The sequence below is a fragment of the Acinetobacter sp. GWC1_38_13 genome (assembly GCF_001767535.1).
GTDB classification, from domain to species: domain Bacteria; phylum Pseudomonadota; class Gammaproteobacteria; order Pseudomonadales; family Moraxellaceae; genus Acinetobacter; species Acinetobacter junii.
The window spans coordinates 1-21638 of the sequence record NZ_MELG01000090.1 but is presented as its reverse complement, the minus strand read 5'-3'; the positions used below and the strand labels follow the sequence as shown (position 1 = coordinate 21638).

Below are 21638 nucleotides of genomic sequence, written 5' to 3'. Positions count from 1 at the left end.
TAAATTGTTCTTATATATTGAGCATAAAAGCTAAAGACAGCGTCAAGAAAAAAATCGAATATCTAAAAAAGAGAAAACCCGCATCTAATCATCCTGATCATGCGGGTCTCATTTCAACGTCCAATGTCTCATCCTTGCAAATAAACTTAAACTAAGTTTATTTTATCTTCCTACGGCGTCCTATCCCTTCTGGTCATCCTGACCGCTTCCCTGTGCCGTGGTGCTATAATGCCGTTACAGGGGATAAATAAAAATACACAAAAAACGACACGATATGTAAGCTAAAGAAGCGATCAAAGTGAACACTTGTTCACTTATTCGTTTATTTTATAGTCGATAATCACAGGGGCATGGTCGCTAAACCACTGTTCTTTATAGACCCATGCATTAGCTGTACGTGCTTTCCAGTCTGGAGAGCAAGCTTGATAGTCGATGCGCCAACCGACATTTTTCGCACGGGCTTGACCGCGATTTGACCACCATGAATATAATTCTGCTTCTTGGCGGACTTCACGGAAAGTATCCACATAGCCCAAATCATCATAAATGTGATCAAGCCATGCACGTTCATGTGGTAAGCAGCCTGATGATTTTTGATTGCCTGACCAGTTTTTAATATCAATACGTTTATGCACGATATTATAGTCACCACACACGATGATCGATTTATTTTCATCTCGCCATTGTTTTAAAATCTTGGCGTATTCTAGTAAAAATAAATCTTTACGTGCTTGTGCATCTTCACCACTTGAACCTGATGGTAAGTATAGAGAAGCAATATGAACAGGATGTGACAGTCCTAAATCAAACTCCGCCGTGATAAAACGCCCTTGCGAGTCAGCAAGTTCAAAGCCAAGTCCATTTTTCACCGTAATAAACGGCAAACGGCTATAAATTGCCGTACCTGCATAGCCTGCACGTTCAGCTGGAAATAAGTGCGTATACCAACCCTCAGGTTTGAATTTATCAGTCCATTGTTCATGGGTGATGCGGCTTTCTTGCATACATACGACATCCGCATCGGACTGTTCTAACCATTCGAGTAGACCTTTGGTCACTGATGAACGTAGCCCATTTACGTTAATTGAGACGACTCGAAGAATTTTTACATCACTTGGATAGCTATCCTTTGGTATCATGCGTATGTTTAACCTCAATTGATGAATTTGGAGCACCTTATGACAACGCCTGTGTCATTTAATCCGCAAGCTTTTATTGAACTCGCATTATCACGTGGTGTGCTTAAATTTGGTGAGTTTACCTTAAAATCAGGTCGTGTCAGTCCTTATTTCTTTAACGCAGGTTTGTTAAATGATGGTGAAGCACTCTCTCTTTTAGCACAAGGCTATGCAGATAAATTGGTTCAGTGTGACAATGTTGGTGTGATTTTTGGTCCTGCGTACAAAGGCATTCCTTTTGTAGCAGCAACTGCGGTTGCGTTGTCTCAAGTACATGGTAAGAGCGTTCCTTGGGGTTTTAACCGTAAAGAAGCCAAAGATCATGGTGAAGGAGGGGTGTTGGTTGGTGCATCGGTTGCAGGTCAAAAAGTTTGGATCATTGATGATGTGATCACTGCGGGGACTGCGATTCGTGAAGTTGTGACTATCTTAAAAAATGCTGGTGCAACGATTGCAGGGGTATTAGTGGCGTTAGATCGTCAAGAGCGTGGTCAAGGTGAACTTTCTGCGATTCAGGAAGTACAAAAAGAACTCGAAATCCCAGTGCATGCTTTAATCACAATGAAAGATTTGATGGATTATTTGGATGCAAAAGGCGAGAAAGAAGCATTGGCAAATATGCAGGCTTATCGTGAAAAATATGGCATCTAAGTTTTAAGTGAAATAGAAAAGGAAGCAAAAGCTTCCTTTTTTAGTTTTGAAAACCGACTTTATATCGGGTTTCTACTTACTTAGTATTTCATTTAAATAAGATAATTTTCAATAATTCTAAATATTTATACTATCTCGAAAATTTTTCCGCTTAGATTACTTTGAAAAAACATTTCAAGACTGGGTCTTATGTTTTCACCTTCAACTGTAATGTGTTTTATATCAGAAAATAACTGGGTGTTTTCGAAGTTATTATTTACGGTTGCTTGAATAAAGTGCTTAACACCGAATTGATCTTTTACGCTGATACTTTGCTTTAACATCTATTCACCTTTATAAAATTCTTAGAAATAATTAAAAAAAATGTTTTAATTTTATTTAAATAACCTTTTGATTAAATTTAAATAATTGATTTAAAGAAGTATAAAAGGTACGACCATCTAAGTTTAAATCAACTTCAATACCTGATTGTAAAAGGACTTTTTTGCCAACTTCAATTTTTTTAAAACCTTGACGCGTACTTTGCATTTTATTTATAGGAATTAATGAAACTATAATTTCAGTACCATTTGGAGATTTTGCAATCAAATCATGTGTTTCTAACAATTGATATCCTTTTTTAATTTTGATCTAAAAAAACAAGTTTTAAATTATAAAAAGTACGTGTCGGTACTTTTTATAATCTTTTATTTATTAGAGGGCTGTAATATTTACAGCATTTGGTCCTTTTTGACCTTGAGCTATACTGAATTCAACCATTTGACCTTCAAATAAGGTTTTAAATCCTGAATTCGATATCTCGCTGAAATGAGCAAAAACATCTGGACCTGATTCTTGTTGAATAAAACCAAAGCCTTTAGTTTCATTGAACCACTTTACAGTACCTTTAACAGTATTTGAGTTTGACATAATATATCCTATTGATTTTTAATGGTTTATTTAAAATATTGTAACTTTGAAAATAATAAATAATGAAACTTAAAATCTAAAAAACGAAGGATTATTACTAAAACTACGATACTGCAAGAAGATTTACCGAGACAAAACTTTTTTCTAGTTAAGCCGAGTATACACTAAAAAATAAGATTAACTTATATATATTTATTATTCTTATTAATGTATGTAAACAATTGAATTTATTAAAATAATATTGATGATCTGTGAATGGGTTATTTAGGTCCATAATCATAGAATTGTATTTTAATTTATTGAGTGCTGTTTTTAAATATATAAAAAACCATAGGGTTATACAAAGTTGGTCTTAAAGTAATGATAGAGTTTGGCTGTGATTAATTCTGATTAAGAAAAATATTTGTTGTAACGCTTAATGTGGTTCATATCTCGACATTTAACGTAGTCGGCGTTACACAAATCTCAGTTCATCACACTTTTTACATTCCAACATCACCCCTAACTTTTCCTTACGCCCTAGCTCCGTCAACACCCAAGGGCGATTTTGCCACGGTGGATCATGGCGCACATGCTGCGTATGACCACAAGCTAGATCAGCAACCCAATGATTTTCTTCATCGATATGAAAACCAACAATAGCTTGCTGCATTTATTCACTCAAACTTTCGAGTTTAGAATCCTCTAAACCCTTTAAAAAACGATGGCATAGATTATGAATTGCCACCAAATCATTTGGGTCCATACCCAATGAGCAGGCGAGTTTAAAAGGAATTAAGGTAATTTCATCTTTTGCAGACAGTGCTTTTTCTAGCAAGATCACCTTTTTCATACGCTCATCTTCTTTCACCGCAATGCGCTTTAAAAATTGCTTTTCTTCAAGTTTTTTAATAATTGGCGTCAGCGTACCTGAATCAAAAAAGGTCTTTTGTCCAATTTCAGACAACGTCACATTGTCCTTTTCATACAAAGCCAACAGCACGATAAATTGCGGATAGGTTAGGTCGTATTCCTGAAGTAAGGGACGATATTGACGAATCATTGCATTGGTCGCGGAATACATTGCAAAACACACTTGATTATCCAAGTAAGAAAATTCCGTCATGCTTTACTCCTCAAGGTCACCTTTGCTAGCTCACAGTATAGATTGGTTGATAAGAAAAGTATATTGCGCATAATTAACTTGCATGCAAGATAATTGTATGCAATATTAATTCGCATAGCTGAACAAATAGACAAAGCTATTAAGCAAATAAGATGGATTGAATCAGAGCGAGATGTTGTATGACTACAATTTATGATTTTCAGGCTGAACTTTTAGAAGGTGAGCAAAAGAACCTTGCAGACTATCAAGGCAAAGTTTTATTGGTGGTGAACACTGCAAGTCAATGTGGCTTAACCCCACAATTTGAAGGACTTGAGAAGCTATATCAAGACTATCAACAACAAGGTTTGGTGATTTTAGGCTTTCCATGTAATCAGTTTGCTAACCAAGACCCATCAAGCAATGAAGAAATTGGCAGCTTCTGTCAACGCAACTATGGTGTGTCATTTCCTATGTTTGCCAAAGTCGATGTGAATGGTTCTAATGCACATCCGATTTATAAATACCTCACCTCAGAAGCCAAAGGTATTTTAGGTAGTGAAAGCATCAAATGGAATTTCACCAAGTTTTTGATTAATCGAAATGGCGAAGTGATTAAACGTTATTCTCCAACGACCAAACCTGAAAAAATTGGCAAAGATATTCAGAAACTTTTGGCTTAATTCGATGCTGAAAGCGAATGTTGCACGAATTACTGGCGATGAAATCATTTGCCAGTAATTTTATAATTTTTATCACTCAGAAAATCGTCTATTTAAATAAATCGAATCTAGTGATCTGAATAAATTAGAATTTTTTAGATTTAAGAATTACATAACTTGTTTAAACATCATCACTAAACTTCGCTATACTTTTTGCCAAGATTAAAAAATACGAGCGTCAAATTATGCGTGTACTTGTAGTGATGGACCCAATCGAAACGGTAAATCTTAAGAAAGATTCCACGATGGCAATGTTATGGGCGGCAAGTCGTCGCGGGCATGAATTGGGTTATGCATTACAACACGATTTATATATTGATCAAGGTAAAGCATTTGGTCTGATTGCACCGCTTAAAGTCTTTGAAGATTATGATGATTATTATGAGTTGGGTGACAAGCGCAAAGAGTCATTGGCTGACTACGATGTGGTGTTGATGCGCAAAGACCCGCCATTTGACATGAATTTTGTCTATACCACTTATATTTTGGAACAAGCAGAACGTGAAGGCGCGTGGATTATTAACAAACCCCAATCCTTACGCGACTGCAATGAAAAATTGTTTGCAACTCAATTCCCAGAACTTCAAGTGCCCACTTTAGTGACTTCACAACAAAGCCTGATTCGTGAATTTATTAAAGAACATGGCGATGTGATCGTAAAACCACTCGATGGAATGGGTGGAATGGGGATTTTCCGTTTATATCAAGACGGCGTAAATATCGGTTCAACTCTAGAAATGCTTACCGAAATGGGCACACGTCCAATCATGGCGCAACGTTATATTCCTGAAATCGTCGAAGGAGATAAGCGTATTTTGATGGTGAACGGTGAACCTGTACCGTATTGTTTGGCACGTATTCCACAAAATGGCGAAGTGCGTGGTAACTTGGCTGCGGGTGGTCTAGGTCAGGCGCGTCCACTCACTGAAAATGATAAAATGATCGCAGCAAAAGTGGGTCCTTTCCTGCGTGAAAAAGGCTTAGTTTTTGTCGGTCTTGATGTGATTGGTAATTATGTGACAGAGATTAATGTCACGAGCCCAACCTGTATCCGCGAGATTGATGCACAATTTGGAACATCGATTGCAGACGATCTATTTAATGTCTTAGAAGCAGGTCGTTCAAATTAATCGAGCTGTTATATTTTGACCCAAATGCCCATTTGTTTTTTGCGAAAATTAACATACGAATGGGCATTTAGATGTCGACAGAACCATGTTTTTAGCAAACAATTGAAAAAAGCTTCGCTTTCTGTTGTAAACAGGTGAAATTCGCTTTTCGTGAATGAAGCTTTAGGATTAAAATAACTCCCGAAAACAATAGACGATAACCTTCTTTTTTGAGTTGAAGAATTAGACCGTGACCAATTCGCCACAGAACAAACCCAAACATGTCATGATGATGGCCGCTGGTACAGGTGGACATGTCTTTCCAGCACTTGCAGTTGCGAAACAACTTCAACAAGAAGGTTGCCAAGTCTCATGGTTAGCGACACCATCGGGTATGGAAAATCGCTTACTCAAAGATCAAAATATTCCAATCTATCAAATTGATATTCAAGGTGTACGCGGTAATGGTTTAGTTCGTAAACTCAGCGCACCTTTTAAAATCTTAAAAGCGACCTTAAGCGCTATGCGCTACATGAAACAGTTGAAAGTTGATGCAGTTGCAGGCTTTGGTGGTTATGTCGCAGGGCCGGGTGGTTTAGCTGCACGTTTACTTGGTATTCCTGTATTAATTCATGAGCAAAATGCGATTGCAGGATTTACCAACACCCAATTGGCTCGTATTGCCAAAACCGTGTGTCAGGCATTTCCAAATACTTTCCCAAACAGTGATAAAGTCATCACCACAGGCAATCCTGTACGTGCGGAAATTAGTTCGATTTTGAATCCTTCTTGGCGTTATCAGACCCGAGAGCAGGAGCATCAACCGATTAGCATCTTGATTGTGGGAGGGTCATTGGGCGCACAAGCGTTGAATGAACGCCTACCAGCAGCATTGAAAAAAATAAATGCGCCTCTCAATGTATTCCATCAATGTGGTCAGAACCAACAGGATGTCACTCTTGAGCGTTATCAAGATGCGCCAGCGACATTAAAAGTTGATGTTCAGCCATTCATTCATGATATGGCAAAGGCGTATAGTGAAGCAGATTTGATTATCTGTCGTGCGGGTGCATTAACCGTCACCGAGGTTGCGACAGCAGGGGTTGCTGCTGTTTTTGTTCCACTACCGATCGCTGTAGATGATCACCAAACTGCAAATGCGAAGTTTTTAGCAAATGTTGGTGCGGCTAAGATTTGTCAGCAAGCAGAAATGACACCTGATGTGTTAGACAAACTGCTAAGTAGCTTGATCAATCGTCAGTTACTTTCTGAAATGGCAGTTAAAGCACGTCAACAAGCACAACCAAATGCTACACAGCATGTGGTTGATCTGATTAAAAAATTGTAATTCGAGTCCATCTATGTCACCTACAAATCCAAACCAAGCCAAAAAGCTAATCAAAGTGCCTGAAATGCGCCGTATTAAAAACATCCACTTTGTTGGTATTGGTGGTGCGGGGATGTGCGGTATCGCTGAGGTATTAGCCAACCAAGGTTATAAAATTTCGGGTTCAGACATTAAAGCCTCAAAAACCACAGCGCAACTCGAAGCGAATGGCGTTAAAGTCTTTATTGGACATAGCGCTGACAATATTAAAAATGCCAACGTCCTTGTTGTTTCAACAGCGATTGATACTGAAAATCCAGAGATTAAAGCCGCGATTGAACAACGCACACCGATTGTACGCCGTGCTGAAATGCTTGGTGAGTTGATGCGTTATCGTCATGGTATTGCAGTCGCAGGTACTCATGGTAAAACCACAACGACTAGTTTATTAACAACGATGTTGGCGGAAGAAAATCTTGACCCGACATACGTGATTGGTGGATTGCTGAATAGTACAGGGGTAAATGCGGCACTGGGTGAAAGCCGTTTTATCGTGGCAGAAGCGGATGAGTCAGATGCTTCATTCTTATATTTGCAGCCAATGGCCGCGATTGTGACCAACATCGATGCCGATCATATGGACACTTATGAAGGTAGTTTCGATAAATTAAAAGATACCTTTATTCAATTCCTACATAACTTGCCGTTCTATGGCTTGGCTGTGGTATGTGGTGATGATGCCAATATTCGCGAAATTTTACCGCGTGTTGGGCGTCCAGTACTGACCTATGGTTTTAATGAAGATAATGATGTACGTGCCGTTGACGTTGAACAAGATGGTATGCGCTCACATTTCACTGTATTGCGTAAAGATCGTGAGCCATTACGTGTCACGATTAACCAACCAGGTTTACACAATGTCCTAAATGCACTTGCGGCGATTGGTGTTGCGACAGATGAAGGTGTTTCTGATGGTGCGATTTGTCGTGCTTTAGAAGGCTTTAGCGGTGTTGGTCGTCGTTTCCAAGTTCAAGGTGAATTTGAGGTTGGTGAAGGCACTGTTAAACTCGTTGATGATTATGGGCATCATCCAAAAGAAGTTGAAGCAACGATTAAAGCAGCGCGTGCCAGTCATCCAGATCGCCGTTTAGTCATGATGTTCCAACCACATCGTTTTAGTCGTACTCGTGATTGCTTTGATGACTTCGTGGATGTTCTTTCGCAAGTTGATCAACTTTTATTGTTAGAAGTTTATCCAGCGGGTGAAAAGCCGATTGTGGGTGCAGACAGCCGTGCTCTTGCGCGTAGTATTCGTTTGCGCGGTCAGGTTGAGCCGATTTTAGTTGATCCTGTTGAAGGAAATTTACCAAACGTTTTGCAAAAAGTGTTACAAGCGAATGACCTGTTATTAACACAAGGTGCGGGTAACGTCGGTGCAATTTCGGTAGAATTGGCTCAGCATCGCTTGTATGCCCAATAGTTTTAGAAAATTCCTCCCAACCTTCTTTTAACAAAGGGCGGAGTTTCCCTCTTTCATAAAGAGGGGGCGGGAAGATTTAGAGAATTTAGAAAAGTTTTAAGGATATAAACGTGTCAAATGCTGCAAAATTCGGCAAAGTTGCTGTGTTATTTGGTGGGAAGTCGGCTGAGCGTGCTGTGTCATTAGACAGTGGTCAAGCTGTATTAGAGGCTTTATTGCGTTCAGGTGTACAAGCAGAAGCATTTGATCCACAAGAAAAAAGTGTAACTGAGCTTGTTGCCTATGATCGTGCATTCATTGTATTGCACGGTCGTGGTGGTGAAGACGGACAAATTCAAGGTGTGCTTGAGTGGTTGAATATTCCATATACAGGAACGGGCGTTCAAGGCTCTGCGATTGGTATGGATAAAGTAAAAACTAAGCAAATTTGGCAAGGAAGTGATTTGCCAACAGCTCCATACCGCATTATTACAAAAGATTCTGATTTGAACTCAGTTATAGCAGATCTAGGTTTGCCTGTGATCATCAAGCCTGTACATGAAGGTTCGAGTGTCGGGATGAGTAAAGTTGAAAAAGCTGAAGATTTTGCTGCGGCAATTGAGAAAGCGACTCAACATGATGCAGTGGTTATGGCTGAAAAATGGATTACGGGTCGTGAATTCACGATTTCTTTCCTGAATGGTCAACCGTTGCCAGTTATTCGTTTGCAACCCCCAGCTGATGTCGCATTTTATGACTATGAAGCGAAGTACCAGCGCAATGATGTGCAATATGGTATTCCGTGTGGTTTGAGTGAAACTGAAGAAAAGTCTTTGCAAGCGCTATGCTTACGTGCATTTCAAGCAGTAGGTGCAGAAGGTTGGGGACGTATTGATGCGATGCAAGATGAGCAAGGTAATTTCTGGTTGTTAGAGGTAAATACTGTACCTGGTATGACCAGCCACTCGCTTGTACCTAAAGCTGCACAAGCGGTCGGTTATAGTTTTGATGAGCTTTGCCTAGCAATTTTAGAGCAAACTTTAGCAAAGTCGGCTTAATTATTCATGGCTCAACTTCCTGCATCAATGCGTCGTAAAACACGACCTGCCATCAGCTCTATTCATGAGAAACCGCCTTCGCCTAAACAAAAAATGGTGAACGCGGGTGGTTGGCTGCTTCTTGTTGTTGCATTTGCCGTGCTTGCAGTTGGTCTTTATGGCTTATATAAAGTCATGACAGATGCAACTGTTGCACAATTGCAGGTGGTGGGTACTCAATCAGAAGTTGAGAACCAACAGTTGGTTCAACATCTCAATCCTATAATTAAAGATAATTATTTCACTTCAGATTTAGAATTAATTCGTGATCAGGCATTACAAGTCTCATGGGTTGATCGGGTGGTAGTTTCACGAGCTTGGCCAAATGCAATTCGTGTGCGGGTGATGCCGCGACATGCGATTGCACGTTGGGGAACAGGGCGCTTGCTCAGTGATAATGGCGATGTCTTTAGCGAAGCTGTGCCAAAGGTACATCCAAACTTGCCGCTTTTGCATGGTCCAGTCAGCCAATCCAAAATGATGATGCGTCGCTATAATGAAATTAATCAGTTGTTTTATCCTGCAAATTTGCGGTTAAAAGAGCTTTATTTAACAGAGCGTATGACATGGTTCATGCAGTTTGATTCAGGTTTACGTATTATTGTTGATCAAGATCAAACCATGAATAAGTTACAACGCTTGAGCCAATTGGCACAAACGGATTTAAAACCTGTATGGTCAAAAATCTCGGCGATTGATTTACGTTACCGAAATGGCTTGGCCATTCAGTGGAAAAATGCAATGCCGCCAAAGATTGTCAATGGTCAATTAGTTGTAACGATTGATGACACAAACCTTGCGGGTGCAATTCAGGCAAAGCCATAATACGTGGCTTGAAAATAACAGGCAGTTTTGCCCGTATAAACAACAAAAGATATGGTATTGAAGTAATGAGTGAAGCTGTTCCCTCAGTTGTTGCGATTGATATTGGGACTCATAAAGTCTCAGTTTTGATTGGTAAGATCCATGCACCGGATAAAATCCAAGTGATCGGCATGGCAACTGCTCGCAACCGAGGTATGGTTAAAGGCAAGATTGTCAGCTTAGACAAGGTGATTGCTGCCATTAAAAATGCAGTATCCGAAGCAGAAGATATGGCGGAATGTCGTATTCATAGCGCGTGGGTATCGATACCAAGTACTGAATTACAAAGTTTTTATGCTTCAGGTCGCACTCCTGTCGCAAATCATGATCATATTATTACGACAAATGAAGTAGTTAGAGCGTTAGAGTTGGCTAAAGCGAGCCATGTGACCCCTGATTATTATTTGGCAAGTGCTGTGCCTTTAGGCTTTGAGTTAGGTGACTCTGCTGAATGGGTACAAAATCCTGTGAATATGTCAGCACATAGCATGACAGGACACTATCAGCTGATGATGATGCCGATCAGCACCATGCAAAACCTTGATCGCGCGATGAAAGGTGCGAACATTGGTGTTGAGAAAATGGTGGTATCTTGCCTTGCAACAGCTGAATCGAGCTTGCTGAAAGATGAAAAAGAATATGGTGTTTGTTTAGTTGATATTGGTGCAGGTATTACCAATATTGCAGTTTATTTGGATGGACGTTTGGCATTAGCACGTACTTTACCGCGTGGTGGTGAAAATGTGACACGTGATATTGCAGCAGTTTTACAGACTACAACTGAAGAAGCTGAACGCATCAAAATTTTACATGGTTGTGTCGATATCAGTGTGGTCAAACCAGACCATATGATTCAAGTTCAAGGTATTGATGGTACGCAAACCATCAGTCGTATTGAGCTTGCAGAAATTGTAATTGCACGTTATGAAGAAATCTTTACATCTATCCGTGAAGAGTTAGAGCATAGTGGTGCAATTCATGGTTTATATCATGGTGTTGTACTCACAGGTGATGCTTGTCAAATTGAAGGAATGGTGAATTTGGCACGTCGTATGCTTGGTGTATCTGCACACTTGGGTAATCCGCCTTTGCAAGTTTATGCTGAAGATCAGCACTTACCTGCATTGCGTCGTTCAATGTATGCGACAGCGGCAGGGTTGTTGATGTTTAGCCAAAGTGACTTACAAGATGCTGTTGAAGAACCTGAGGAAGCGAATGATCGGAGTTTTATGGATCGTGTCGCAAATGGTTGGAATGCACTCAATAGCAAGCTTAAGGCGATTTTCTAACTTGTAGGTATTTTGGGGAAAAATTGTTAGGAAGTTGTAATAGTAAGTCACTGGACTTGACAAGCTGAGTAATATTGAACAGCATCCTAGGCATCAGTAGTTTTAAAAATCAAGGCAGTAACGGGCTGAAGTAACTGCCATTTATATATTAGGAAATCTAAAGGTCATGGCCTCATTTGAATTTATAGAAGATGAACTAGACGATGGCAACGGTCAAGCCCGTTTCACAGTATTTGGCGTGGGTGGTGGTGGCGGTAACGCTGTTCAACACATGGTGCAGTCAGACATCAAAGGCGTAAAGTTTGTTTGTGCAAACACGGATAAACAAGCCCTAGATAGCATGAATGCTCCATTCAAGATCCAGCTGGGTGAGCAAAGTACTCGTGGTTTAGGTGCAGGTGCAAATCCAGAGGTTGGTCAGATTGCTGCTGAAGAAAGCCGTGAAGTGATTCGTCAACATCTCGAAGGCACGGACATGGTTTTTGTCACTGCAGGTATGGGCGGTGGTACAGGTACAGGTGCAGCACCTGTGGTTGCCGAAGTAGCTAAAGAAATGGGTATTTTGACCGTTGGTGTTGTGACAACCCCTTTTAATTTTGAAGGTCGTCGTCGTCAAAAATCAGCTGAAAAAGGTATCGATGCACTTGAAGCACATGTAGATTCGTTGATTATTATCCCAAATCAACGCTTACTCAGCGTGTATGGTGACATCTCAATGAAAGATGCCTATAAAAAGGCAGACGATGTATTGTTAAATGCTGTTCGCAGTATTTTTGACTTAGTGGTAAATCGTGGTCACATTAACCTAGACTTTGCTGACTTAAAAACTGCGATGAGCACACGTGGTTATGCAATGATGGGGGCTGGTTTGGGACGTGGTGAAGACCGTGCTCGCCAAGCAGCTGAACAAGCAATCCGTAGCCCATTACTTGATAACGTGAATATTATCAATGCTAAAGGTGTGTTGATCAATATTACTGGTGGTGATGATATTACGTTACGTGAAACAGAAATTATTACCGATGTGGTCAATCAAATTGTTGATTTGGACGAAGGTGAAATCTTCTACGGTACGGTATTTGATCCTGATGCACGTGATGAACTTCGTGTGACTGTAATTGCAACTGGTCTGACTCGTAATGCGAGCGAAGTTGAGGCGAAGAAGCGCGTTACGACAACGCATCATGCCACAGCACATACAGCCCAACAATCAGTTGATGAAGATGATGTACCTGCAATTAGTAAGCGTACAAATGCTGAATCACCAGTAGCGAACGCACCAAGTTCAACCCCGCGTTCTTCGCCGATGAGCATTCAGGACTATCTGAAAAATCAACAGCGTAAATAACAAAATCATATGTTTAGCTAAAGGGGGACAGTAATTGTCCCCTTTTTTATTTTTTTAAAATGGCAAAATATGCTAAGTTATATCGGTTTTTGCAAATGAAGTTGGCGTGGCATGGTGAAACAACGTACTTTGAAACGTGTGGTGAAAGCGAGCGGTATTGGTCTGCACAGTGGTCAAAAGGTGCTGATTAATTTTGTTCCACACCATATTGATGGAGGTATTGTCTTTCGCCGTATTGATTTAAATCCGCCAGTTGATATTCCAGCAAATGCTTTACTTATCCAAGAAGCCTTTATGTGCTCCAATCTCGTTCGAGAAGACATTAAAGTCGGAACGATTGAGCATGTGATGAGTGCGATTGCAGGATTGGGGATTGATAACCTTATCGTTGAAGTGTCTGCATCTGAAGTGCCAATCATGGATGGTAGTGCTGGTCCATTTATCTATCTTCTTATGCAAGGTGAGCTTGCAGAGCAAAATGCACCGAAGAAATTTATCCGAATTTTAAAACCTGTAGAAGCGCTGCTTGAGGATAAGCGTGCTATTTTTACCCCTCATTCAGGTTTTCAACTTAATTTTACGATCGATTTTGATCATCCCGCCTTCGCAAAAGAATATCAATCTGTCAGTATCGACTTCTCTACAGAAACCTTTGTCTATGAAGTTAGCGAAGCCCGAACTTTTGGTTTCATGAAAGATTTGGATTATTTAAAAGCCAACAATCTTGCATTAGGTGCAAGTTTGGAAAATGCGATTGGTGTTGATGATACAGGCGTAGTCAATGAAGAAGGGCTGCGCTTCGCCGATGAGTTTGTTCGCCATAAGATTTTAGACGCAGTAGGTGATTTATATCTATTAGGGCATCAAATTATTGCGAAATTTGATGGCTATAAGTCAGGACACGCTCTGAATAATCAGCTTCTTCGCAATGTTCAAAACGATCCAAGCAGCTATGAAATTGTAACATTTATTAACGAGAATGAATGTCCTATTCCGTATGTAAGTGTGACATAAGTCATTGTCTTATATTGTGTATGTTATATTATAACAATTAAAATTGTGATGTGATTCTCATTATTTGATTGAGTGTTTCGATCGTCAATATCGGTCCTTTACTTTTTATTGCTTGCCAAACGTAGTAAAGCTTGGCTAAGCTTAGCGTCGCTCACATATTCAGCGGCACTGCGTAATAGCTCCTTTGTCTCTGAAGAAAGTGCTTGAGGCGGGGGAGAGACTTGTTGAGAAACCACGGTCTTATTTCTTAAACGGACTTGGATTTTTCTTAAATCTCTGAGACCTTCAAGCTGAGCTAACTGCGCAACATAGTGACTTTGTAAATAACTGAGCTGACTAATCATTGCTTGATTTTCACCTGTTATGGTCAAAACGCCATGTTGATAACAAACAACCTGCCATTGTTCTGGTTGGGGCAATAATGGTTGAATAATTTTCGTAAGTTGTTTCCATTGTGTGACTTGCGTAGTCAGAAACGTTAAGTTTCCTGTTTTTATGTGTTGTCCTTTCTGTTGAAAGACGTTTGTAGGTTCAGACATTTTAACTTCCCACGAGGTTAGATGTTCATCTTAAGCGTTCACTTCAGCTGATTTCAAGGAAGAGATGATAAAGGAACTTTAGTAAGGACGGTTTCAAGAGGTTTTTTATGCATCATACGCGTCGTATTTTACTCGCATTTTCATTAGCTGCTTCTGCAGCATCGGTTGCATTTGCAGATTATCAAAATATCACTCAAACTACGGGTGATGACCGTTTAGAAGAATTATCAAAAACACTTGCTCAAGGTTCTTATAATCATCCAGATGATATAGATCTACCAGCAGTTTCAAATGTATCTGTTCAGTTGCGTGAAAAGACGATTGAATTAAACAACGCGATGATTGAAAAGAAATATGGCCGTTCGGCAATTTCTACTCCGAAAGAAAAATCTACATCATCATTTTCATCAAATACGGGCTATTCTTGGTTAGTGAGCCATCCGTTGGAAGAAGGGCGTGTAAGTTCATCTTGGGGAACTCGTACTTTACTCGGTTCTACTCGTCACCATTCAGGTATTGATCTTTCAGCACCATCTGGAACTCCGATTTATGCAACCGGTCCTGGCGTTGTAACAAAATCTGGTTGGGGTTCAGGTTATGGTCAATATGTTGAAATTGATCATGGCAATGGATATATCACACGCTACGCTCATGCTTCGCGTTTAATCGTAAATGCTGGTGATCGAGTGAGTGCAGGTGAACACATTGCAAATGTAGGTTGTACTGGTCGTTGTACTGGTCCACATTTACATTTTGAAGTTGTTAAAGATGGTCAGCGTAAAAATCCATCAACATACTTAGCGATGCTGCCTTAAGTCATTTGTATAACATTTGTATATTAATTCTGAGAAAATCGCCATTATTGGCGATTTTTTATGTCTTTTGTTTTATTTAGGTCAATGACTATTTAGTGAGAAAATATTAAGGCATTTTGTATTCATTTGGGGCGATACCTTTATGAAGCCAAAACATGATAAAAATAGAACGTCAAAATAACTTAAGGGAAAAGGTGAATTGTATGGCGTTTTATGGCGACTCTGACGCGCAAGAAACCCAGGAATGGCAAGAAGCATTTGATTCAGTATTACAACACATGGGCACAGAACGTGCTGCTTTCTTACTAGAAAAACTATATCAACGTGCGATTGCAAAACATGTGCCGATCCAACGCTTAAATACACCTTATCTCAACACGATCTCAGTTGAAGAACAACCAGCAATGCCAGGCGATCAAGACATGGAGCGACGTATTCGTGCCTTGATTCGTTGGAATGCACTTGCAATGGTTTTACGTGCAAACAAAACAGGTGATGACTTAGGTGGTCACCTTGCAAGTTTCGCATCTTCTGCGACGTTATATGATGTTGGTTTTAACCATTTCTTCCGCGCTGCCTCTGATAATTTTGGTGGCGACATGATTTACTACCAAGGTCACTGTGCACCTGGTATTTATGCGCGTTCTTTCTTGGAAGGACGTTTGAATGAAGAGCAACTTAATAATTTCCGTCGTGAAGTGGGTGGTAATGGTCTCCCAAGTTACCCTCATCCATATTTGATGCCTGACTATTGGCAATTCCCTACCGTATCGATGGGTCTTGGTCCAATCATGTCAATTTATCAAGCTCATATTCAAAAGTACTTGATGAATCGTGGTTTGATTAAAGAAGAGAATCGTAAAGTCTGGGCATATCTTGGCGATGGTGAGATGGATGAGCCAGAAAGTACTGGTGCAATTTCACTTGCGGGACGTGAAAAGCTTGATAACCTGATTTGGGTCGTGAATTGTAATTTACAGCGCCTCGATGGTCCTGTACGTGGTAACGGGAAAATTATTCAAGAATTAGAATCTTTATTCCGTGGTGCAGGCTGGCGTGTCATTAAAGTAGTTTGGGGTCGTCATTGGGATCCACTACTTGCTCAAGATACTTCAGGCGCTTTAAAAGCGGTCATGGAAGAAACAGTTGATGGTGAGTACCAACGCTATCAAGTGAAAGGTGGTGCGTATACGCGTGAGAAATTCTTTGGCAAGTACCCAGAAACTGCAGAGCTGGTAAAAGACTTAAGCGATGAAGATATCGATAATCTGAATCGTGGTGGTCATGACCCATACAAAGTTTTTGCTGCCTACGCGGAAGCAATGAAAGCCAAAGGTCAACCAACCGTTATTCTTGCAAAAACGGTTAAAGGTTATGGTTTGTCTGAAGAAATTGAAGCGGTGAACAAAACTCACCAAATCAAAAAAATGCAGATCGACTCTTTGAAATATGTGCGTGACCGTTTTAACTTGCCATTTACAGATGATAAGTTAGAAGAGCTTCCATTCTACCGTCCAAGTGAAAACTCTCCAGAAATGAAGTACATGAAAGCACGTCGTGAAGCGTTAGGTGGTTACCTACCTGCACGTCGTAAGGAAAGTACTTCTTTGCCAATACCTGAACTGTCAGTTTTTGATGCCGTATTAAAAGGTAGTGGCGGAAAAGAGCAATCAACGACGATGTTGATGGTACGTTTGATCTCAGCTTTGTTAAAAGAAAAAGCTATCAAAGATCATGTTGTGCCAATCGTTCCAGATGAGGCTCGTACATTCGGCTTGGAAGGTATGTTCCGCCAACTCGGGATTTATGCCGCACACGGACAAAAATATACCCCTGAAGACAATGAGCAGCTCATGAATTATCGTGAAGCGAAAGATGGTCATATGTTGCAAGAAGGGATTAACGAAGCTGGTGCGATGAGTGCTTGGGCTGCGTTAGGGACTAGTTATTCAACCAATAACTTACCAATGATTCCAATGTACATGTATTACTCAATGTTTGGTTTCCAACGTATTGGGGATATTGCATGGGCGGCAGGTGATGCACAAGCGCAAGGCTTCTTGTTAGGTGCAACTGCTGGACGTACCACCTTAAATGGTGAGGGTCTACAACACCAAGATGGTCATTCCCATATCTTGGCAGGTACGATTCCAAACTGTGTTTCTTATGATCCTTGTTTTGGTTATGAACTTGCGGTGATTGTGCATGACGGCTTGAAACGCATGTATCAAGATCAAGAGCGTGTGTTCTATTATTTAACAGTGATGAACGAAAACTACGAGCATCCTGAAATGCCTGAAGGTGCAGAAGAAGGCATTAAGCGTGGTATGTATTTGTTGCAGAAAGATGAGCAAGCAACGGTTCAACTATTAGGCTCAGGTGTCATTTTACGTGAAGTGATCAAAGCAGCAAAAATACTTCGTGATGAATATCAGATTCATTCAAATGTCTGGAGTGTGACGAGTTTCAACGAGCTAGCACGTGATGGTATGGCATGTGACGAATATAATCGTTTACATCCTTTGACTGAGACAGCAAAAGAATCTTGGGTATCTCAGCAATTACGTGATACTGATGGTATTGTAGTTTCAGCTACGGATCACATGCGCGTTTATAGTGAGCAAATCCGAGCATATTTACCAGACAATCGTCCATATGTCACTTTGGGGACAGATGGTTATGGTCGCTCAGATACTCGTGCTAATTTGCGTAGCTATTTCGGAGTTGATGCGGCACATATCGTGGTTGCGACTTTGAAAAAATTAGCCGACGAAGGTGAAGTGGAAAATCGTTTAGTAAAAGACGCAATCTCATCATTTGAGTTAGATACAGATCGTCCAGTTGCATGGGCCCCACAGGCGCACCCACAAGTGCAAGCTGTGGCTGAATATCACGAAAACCAAACAGGTGAGGGGAACTAATCATGCAAATCCAAGCACCTGATATTGGCGTTGATAAAGCGTTAGTCGCCGAAATTTTGGTAAAAGTAGGTGATCGAGTCGCTGTAGAAGATAGCCTTCTAGTTCTAGAGTCTGATAAAGCGACAGTAGAAGTTCCAAGTACTGCTGCAGGGATCGTGAAAAGTATTTTGGTTAAGCAAGGTGATGAAGTTACTGAAGGTGTTGCTTTAGTTGAACTGGAAGCGGAATCTCAAGCAACTGAAAGTCGTGTTGTTGAAACAGCTCAAGTTGAAACTCCGAAGGTAGAAACTCAATCTGAACAGATTGAAACTCCATCTGCACCTGTCGTTAACCAATCTGCAACTTCGACGCAAGTTGTGGATGTAAAAGTTCCAGATATTGGTGTTGAAAAAGCTTTAGTTGCCGAAGTTCTTGTAAAAGTTGGCGATGAAATTGAAGCTGAACAAAGTATTGTCGTTGTTGAGTCAGATAAGGCAACGGTCGAAGTTCCGAGTTCAGTTGCAGGCGTAGTTGAAGCGATTCAAATCAAAGAGGGCGACAGCATTAAGGAAGGAGTGGTATTGATTCAGGTCAAGACCGCGAGTGCTGTAGTACCATCTGAACCGCAAGCAGCTCCAGCTCAAACAGTAGCAACTACAGAAGCCTCAGCTGCAACTAATAGCTCAACAGGTAATGTTGAAATTGAAGTACCTGATCTAGGTGTAGAAAAAGCATTGGTTTCAGAAATTTTGGTCAATGTTGGTGATCGCGTTGAAGCTCAACAAAGCTTATGCGTGGTTGAGTCAGATAAGGCATCTGTTGAAGTTCCAAGCTCGGTTGCAGGGATTGTGAGAGCAATCCATGTTTCAGCCAATCAAGAAGTTCGTCAAGGCATGGCTTTGGCAACGATAGAGGTGAGTGGTCAGGCTGCTGCTCAAGTAGCACCAAAAACTCAACCAGTTGCAAAGCAACCAACTGCTACTGAAGCTGCACCAACAAAACCACAGGCGGTAGCGACAGCAGCACCGAGTGCGCCAGCGCAAACTGAGAAGCTGACCAAAGAGCAAGAAGCTGACAATGCCAAAGTCTATGCGGGTCCAGCGGTACGTAAATTGGCGCGTGAACTCGGAGTAGTCCTTGGTCAAGTGAAAGCCTCTGGCGAACACGGTCGTGTGATGAAAGACGATGTTTTTGCTTATGTAAAAACGCGTTTAACTGCACCACAAGCTGCTCCTAGTACACAGGCTGCACCTGTCGCTTCAGGCTTGCCATCATTACCTGATTTCACTGCCTTCGGTGGTGGCGAAGTAAAAGCAATGACACGTTTGCAACAGGTCTCTGTTCCGCAATTGTCATTGAATAACTTCATACCACAAGTAACGCAGTTTGACTTGGCTGATATTACAGAGCTTGAAGCATGGCGTGGCGAACTGAAAGATGGGTTCAAAAAACAAGGAATTAGCTTAACTATTTTAGCGTTTATCGCGAAAGCGGTTGCTCACTTGTTAAAAGAAGAACCTTATTTCGCGGGTCATTTGGCAGATGATCAAAAGTCAGTGTTGTTGCGTAACGAAATTCATATGGGTATCGCAGTCGCTACACCTGATGGCTTAACAGTTCCTGTACTGCGTAATCCTGACCAAAAATCCATTAAGCAAATCGCGATGGAACTGGCTGAACTCAGTCAAAAAGCGCGTGATCGTAAGTTATCACCGAAAGATTTGCAAGGTGCCAACTTTACCATTACGAGCTTAGGAAGTATCGGAGGAACTGCATTTACGCCTTTAGTGAACTGGCCTCAAGTCGCAATTTTGGGTATCTCTCCAGCAACCATGCAACCTGTATGGAATGGTAAAGATTTTGATCCACGTTTAATGTTGCCATTATCGTTGTCATATGATCATCGAGTTATTAATGGGGCTGATGCGGCACGCTTTACCAATAAATTGACCAAGCTATTAAAAGATATTCGTAGTTTATTGCTCTAACGAATAATTGATTTAAGAATACCTCGCTCAGGCGGGGTTTTCTTTTTATTGAATATAGAAAAAAGCTACTTTATTTGCTATCAATTTGAAAATGAGCAATGAGGGAATCAAGCACTGAATTTGAGGTGGAGAAATGTTTGCGATTTATAGAGTCATGTTGCCATTATTGCTGGTAGTTTCTGTGCTTATGGGATTATGGGTGAGCTTTCTGCATTTTCCATCAGAGTGGGTGCTTTATATTGTGATGGGGATTGAATTATTAGTCGCAACCATTGTGATGGCGATGGAATATCAGGCACAAAATTTAAATACGAGCAGTGGCTGGGGTGGATTTAGTTTTGTTGGTATAAGTGTTTATTTAGCTCTGCTATTAGGTCTGGTTCGATTGTTAATGTGGAGTTACCAAAAATTTTGGACTTAAAGATTCAAAACAATAAAGTTCTTTGATAGAATAAAAACACTTCATTGGGGAGTAGCCGCTCTTTACGCAAAGTAAAGAGGTGATGATCAACATAATTGTTCAACAGAACATGGTCATCATAGCAAAGAACCAAGAACAGCTATTTAGCTGTGCTTTTGTTGGCAAGACCTTTGATTTATCACTCTGCATCAATCTAATTGATTTTGGCTAGCAGGAGGGGTAGATCATCGGTATATATTGCTAGCCAGAGCATTCAATTATGTATGAATTTCTCATCTCTACTTCAATCGTTGCCCTTGCTGAAATGGGTGATAAGACACAATTACTCGCTTTATTGTTAGCAGCACGTTTCCGAAAACCTGTTCCAATCCTCATCGCAATTTTATTAGCAACCACGATTAACCACGGTATTTCTGCTGTTTTTGGTCAATGGATTACTACAGTTCTCAGTCCTGAAATTTTGATTTGGATACTAGCACTTGGTTTTATAGGGATGGCGATCTGGATGTTGATCCCTGATGAACTTGGTGATGAAACAGAAAGCATCAATAAATGGCAGAGATTTGGAGTATTTGGCGCGACCTTTATTCTATTTTTCTTGGCCGAAATTGGTGATAAAACCCAAATTGCAACTGTTGCCTTAGCTGCACGTTTTGACAGCGTATTTTGGGTCATGTGTGGTACTACTGTTGGGATGATGCTTGCAAATGCTCCAGCAGTATTTATTGGTAATAAGTTGGCTGATAAATTACCAATCTCTTTAATCCATAAAATCGGTGCAGCGATTTTCTTGGTGGTAGGTATTTCAACCTTAGTTCAGCATTATTATTTTACTTAATCTTATTCAAACATGCACCTGTTGTTGAGCAGGTGCATTTTTTATGTCGAGAGAAAATTAATAATTAGGGTCTGTTGACATTTACT

General features: G+C 40.6%; 22 protein-coding genes and 1 riboswitch. Of the genes, 15 read left to right on the top strand and 7 right to left on the bottom strand.

Annotated elements, in window-relative coordinates:
• Positions 1-314: 314 nt before the first annotated feature.
• Positions 315-1139: an exodeoxyribonuclease III gene (locus A2003_RS09645; RefSeq protein WP_004909961.1), complete on the bottom strand. Its 825-nt coding sequence runs from the start codon at positions 1137-1139 to the stop codon at positions 315-317.
• Between the two features lie 39 nt (positions 1140-1178).
• On the opposite strand from A2003_RS09645, the gene pyrE reads away from it, so the two are divergent.
• Positions 1179-1829 (top strand): orotate phosphoribosyltransferase, encoded by a 651-nt coding sequence (gene pyrE, locus A2003_RS09640; protein ID WP_004951249.1) that lies wholly within the window; start codon positions 1179-1181, stop codon positions 1827-1829.
• Between the two features lie 125 nt (positions 1830-1954).
• Here the strand turns inward: pyrE and A2003_RS09635 are convergent, their stop codons facing one another.
• The 5 genes from A2003_RS09635 to A2003_RS09615 all read right to left on the bottom strand — a co-directional run bounded on the left by A2003_RS09635 (position 1955) and on the right by A2003_RS09615 (position 3843).
• Complete coding sequence (locus A2003_RS09635; protein WP_004951253.1) at positions 1955-2152, bottom strand: hypothetical protein; 198 nt, start codon at positions 2150-2152, stop codon at positions 1955-1957.
• A gap of 55 nt (positions 2153-2207) precedes the next feature.
• On the bottom strand, positions 2208-2435 hold the full coding sequence (locus tag A2003_RS09630) for a hypothetical protein (RefSeq protein WP_004951266.1): 228 nt from the start codon (positions 2433-2435) through the stop codon (positions 2208-2210).
• Between the two features lie 87 nt (positions 2436-2522).
• Complete coding sequence (locus tag A2003_RS09625; RefSeq protein ID WP_004951274.1) at positions 2523-2738, bottom strand: cold-shock protein; 216 nt, start codon at positions 2736-2738, stop codon at positions 2523-2525.
• Positions 2739-3192: 454 nt separating this feature from the next.
• Positions 3193-3390 (bottom strand): DUF3565 domain-containing protein, encoded by a 198-nt coding sequence (locus A2003_RS09620; RefSeq protein WP_286687260.1) that lies wholly within the window; start codon positions 3388-3390, stop codon positions 3193-3195.
• A complete protein-coding gene (locus A2003_RS09615) occupies positions 3391-3843 on the bottom strand; it encodes a MarR family winged helix-turn-helix transcriptional regulator (protein ID WP_286687259.1) in 453 nt (150 codons plus the stop codon).
• A 179-nt stretch (positions 3844-4022) separates the two neighbouring features.
• Between A2003_RS09615 and A2003_RS09610 the strand changes: the two genes are divergently transcribed.
• The 9 genes from A2003_RS09610 to lpxC all read left to right on the top strand — a co-directional run bounded on the left by A2003_RS09610 (position 4023) and on the right by lpxC (position 14051).
• Positions 4023-4505, top strand: a complete 483-nt coding sequence (locus A2003_RS09610; protein WP_286687258.1) for a glutathione peroxidase — start codon at positions 4023-4025, stop codon at positions 4503-4505.
• Positions 4506-4729: 224 nt separating this feature from the next.
• Complete coding sequence (gene gshB / locus A2003_RS09605) at positions 4730-5674, top strand: glutathione synthase (RefSeq protein WP_087539933.1); 945 nt, start codon at positions 4730-4732, stop codon at positions 5672-5674.
• A 229-nt stretch (positions 5675-5903) separates the two neighbouring features.
• Positions 5904-7001, top strand: coding sequence for an undecaprenyldiphospho-muramoylpentapeptide beta-N-acetylglucosaminyltransferase (gene murG / locus A2003_RS09600; protein WP_286687257.1), 1098 nt, complete (start codon positions 5904-5906; stop codon positions 6999-7001).
• Positions 7002-7014: 13 nt separating this feature from the next.
• Positions 7015-8460: a UDP-N-acetylmuramate--L-alanine ligase gene (murC, locus tag A2003_RS09595; protein ID WP_286687256.1), complete on the top strand. Its 1446-nt coding sequence runs from the start codon at positions 7015-7017 to the stop codon at positions 8458-8460.
• Between the two features lie 110 nt (positions 8461-8570).
• The gene (locus A2003_RS09590) at positions 8571-9497 is read left to right on the top strand and encodes a D-alanine--D-alanine ligase (protein WP_004909930.1); all 927 of its coding nucleotides are present in this window, start codon (positions 8571-8573) and stop codon (positions 9495-9497) included.
• 6 nt (positions 9498-9503) lie between these two features.
• On the top strand, positions 9504-10361 hold the full coding sequence (locus A2003_RS09585; protein ID WP_004951291.1) for a cell division protein FtsQ/DivIB: 858 nt from the start codon (positions 9504-9506) through the stop codon (positions 10359-10361).
• Positions 10362-10426: 65 nt separating this feature from the next.
• Positions 10427-11689, top strand: coding sequence for a cell division protein FtsA (gene ftsA, locus A2003_RS09580; protein ID WP_004909921.1), 1263 nt, complete (start codon positions 10427-10429; stop codon positions 11687-11689).
• Between the two features lie 166 nt (positions 11690-11855).
• Positions 11856-13037: a cell division protein FtsZ gene (gene ftsZ / locus A2003_RS09575; RefSeq protein ID WP_004909919.1), complete on the top strand. Its 1182-nt coding sequence runs from the start codon at positions 11856-11858 to the stop codon at positions 13035-13037.
• A 111-nt stretch (positions 13038-13148) separates the two neighbouring features.
• The gene (gene lpxC / locus A2003_RS09570; RefSeq protein WP_004909915.1) at positions 13149-14051 is read left to right on the top strand and encodes a UDP-3-O-acyl-N-acetylglucosamine deacetylase; all 903 of its coding nucleotides are present in this window, start codon (positions 13149-13151) and stop codon (positions 14049-14051) included.
• Between the two features lie 98 nt (positions 14052-14149).
• Here lpxC and A2003_RS09565 read toward each other — a convergent pair whose 3' ends face one another.
• The gene (locus A2003_RS09565) at positions 14150-14590 is read right to left on the bottom strand and encodes a DciA family protein (protein WP_004964937.1); all 441 of its coding nucleotides are present in this window, start codon (positions 14588-14590) and stop codon (positions 14150-14152) included.
• 107 nt (positions 14591-14697) lie between these two features.
• On the opposite strand from A2003_RS09565, the gene A2003_RS09560 reads away from it, so the two are divergent.
• From A2003_RS09560 to A2003_RS09540, 5 genes are all read left to right on the top strand, one after another.
• The gene (locus A2003_RS09560; RefSeq protein ID WP_004909910.1) at positions 14698-15405 is read left to right on the top strand and encodes a M23 family metallopeptidase; all 708 of its coding nucleotides are present in this window, start codon (positions 14698-14700) and stop codon (positions 15403-15405) included.
• A 203-nt stretch (positions 15406-15608) separates the two neighbouring features.
• The gene (aceE, locus tag A2003_RS09555) at positions 15609-18326 is read left to right on the top strand and encodes a pyruvate dehydrogenase (acetyl-transferring), homodimeric type (protein WP_004909908.1); all 2718 of its coding nucleotides are present in this window, start codon (positions 15609-15611) and stop codon (positions 18324-18326) included.
• A 2-nt stretch (positions 18327-18328) separates the two neighbouring features.
• Positions 18329-20293: a 2-oxo acid dehydrogenase subunit E2 gene (locus A2003_RS09550; RefSeq protein WP_286687255.1), complete on the top strand. Its 1965-nt coding sequence runs from the start codon at positions 18329-18331 to the stop codon at positions 20291-20293.
• A gap of 133 nt (positions 20294-20426) precedes the next feature.
• A complete protein-coding gene (locus A2003_RS09545) occupies positions 20427-20714 on the top strand; it encodes a hypothetical protein (protein ID WP_004951312.1) in 288 nt (95 codons plus the stop codon).
• A gap of 34 nt (positions 20715-20748) precedes the next feature.
• Positions 20749-20890, top strand: a riboswitch (yybP-ykoY riboswitch).
• Between the two features lie 83 nt (positions 20891-20973).
• Positions 20974-21552, top strand: coding sequence for a TMEM165/GDT1 family protein (locus A2003_RS09540; RefSeq protein ID WP_286687254.1), 579 nt, complete (start codon positions 20974-20976; stop codon positions 21550-21552).
• The last annotated feature ends 86 nt before the right edge of the window (positions 21553-21638 follow it).

Bases quoted from the DNA above. Each gene is read 5' to 3' on its own strand.
- A2003_RS09645 (WP_004909961.1), bottom strand. From the start codon at position 1,139: ATGATACCAAAGGATAGCTATCCAAGTGATGTAAAAATTCTTCGAGTC.
- pyrE (WP_004951249.1), top strand. From the start codon at position 1,179: ATGACAACGCCTGTGTCATTTAATCCGCAAGCTTTTATTGAACTCGCA.
- A2003_RS09635 (WP_004951253.1), bottom strand. From the start codon at position 2,152: ATGTTAAAGCAAAGTATCAGCGTAAAAGATCAATTCGGTGTTAAGCAC.
- A2003_RS09625 (WP_004951274.1), bottom strand. From the start codon at position 2,738: ATGTCAAACTCAAATACTGTTAAAGGTACTGTAAAGTGGTTCAATGAA.
- A2003_RS09620 (WP_286687260.1), bottom strand. From the start codon at position 3,390: ATGCAGCAAGCTATTGTTGGTTTTCATATCGATGAAGAAAATCATTGG.
- A2003_RS09615 (WP_286687259.1), bottom strand. From the start codon at position 3,843: ATGACGGAATTTTCTTACTTGGATAATCAAGTGTGTTTTGCAATGTAT.
- A2003_RS09610 (WP_286687258.1), top strand. From the start codon at position 4,023: ATGACTACAATTTATGATTTTCAGGCTGAACTTTTAGAAGGTGAGCAA.
- gshB (WP_087539933.1), top strand. From the start codon at position 4,730: ATGCGTGTACTTGTAGTGATGGACCCAATCGAAACGGTAAATCTTAAG.
- murC (WP_286687256.1), top strand. From the start codon at position 7,015: ATGTCACCTACAAATCCAAACCAAGCCAAAAAGCTAATCAAAGTGCCT.
- A2003_RS09585 (WP_004951291.1), top strand. From the start codon at position 9,504: ATGGCTCAACTTCCTGCATCAATGCGTCGTAAAACACGACCTGCCATC.
- ftsA (WP_004909921.1), top strand. From the start codon at position 10,427: ATGAGTGAAGCTGTTCCCTCAGTTGTTGCGATTGATATTGGGACTCAT.
- ftsZ (WP_004909919.1), top strand. From the start codon at position 11,856: ATGGCCTCATTTGAATTTATAGAAGATGAACTAGACGATGGCAACGGT.
- lpxC (WP_004909915.1), top strand. From the start codon at position 13,149: ATGGTGAAACAACGTACTTTGAAACGTGTGGTGAAAGCGAGCGGTATT.
- A2003_RS09565 (WP_004964937.1), bottom strand. From the start codon at position 14,590: ATGTCTGAACCTACAAACGTCTTTCAACAGAAAGGACAACACATAAAA.
- A2003_RS09560 (WP_004909910.1), top strand. From the start codon at position 14,698: ATGCATCATACGCGTCGTATTTTACTCGCATTTTCATTAGCTGCTTCT.
- aceE (WP_004909908.1), top strand. From the start codon at position 15,609: ATGGCGTTTTATGGCGACTCTGACGCGCAAGAAACCCAGGAATGGCAA.
- A2003_RS09550 (WP_286687255.1), top strand. From the start codon at position 18,329: ATGCAAATCCAAGCACCTGATATTGGCGTTGATAAAGCGTTAGTCGCC.
- A2003_RS09545 (WP_004951312.1), top strand. From the start codon at position 20,427: ATGTTTGCGATTTATAGAGTCATGTTGCCATTATTGCTGGTAGTTTCT.
- A2003_RS09540 (WP_286687254.1), top strand. From the start codon at position 20,974: ATGTATGAATTTCTCATCTCTACTTCAATCGTTGCCCTTGCTGAAATG.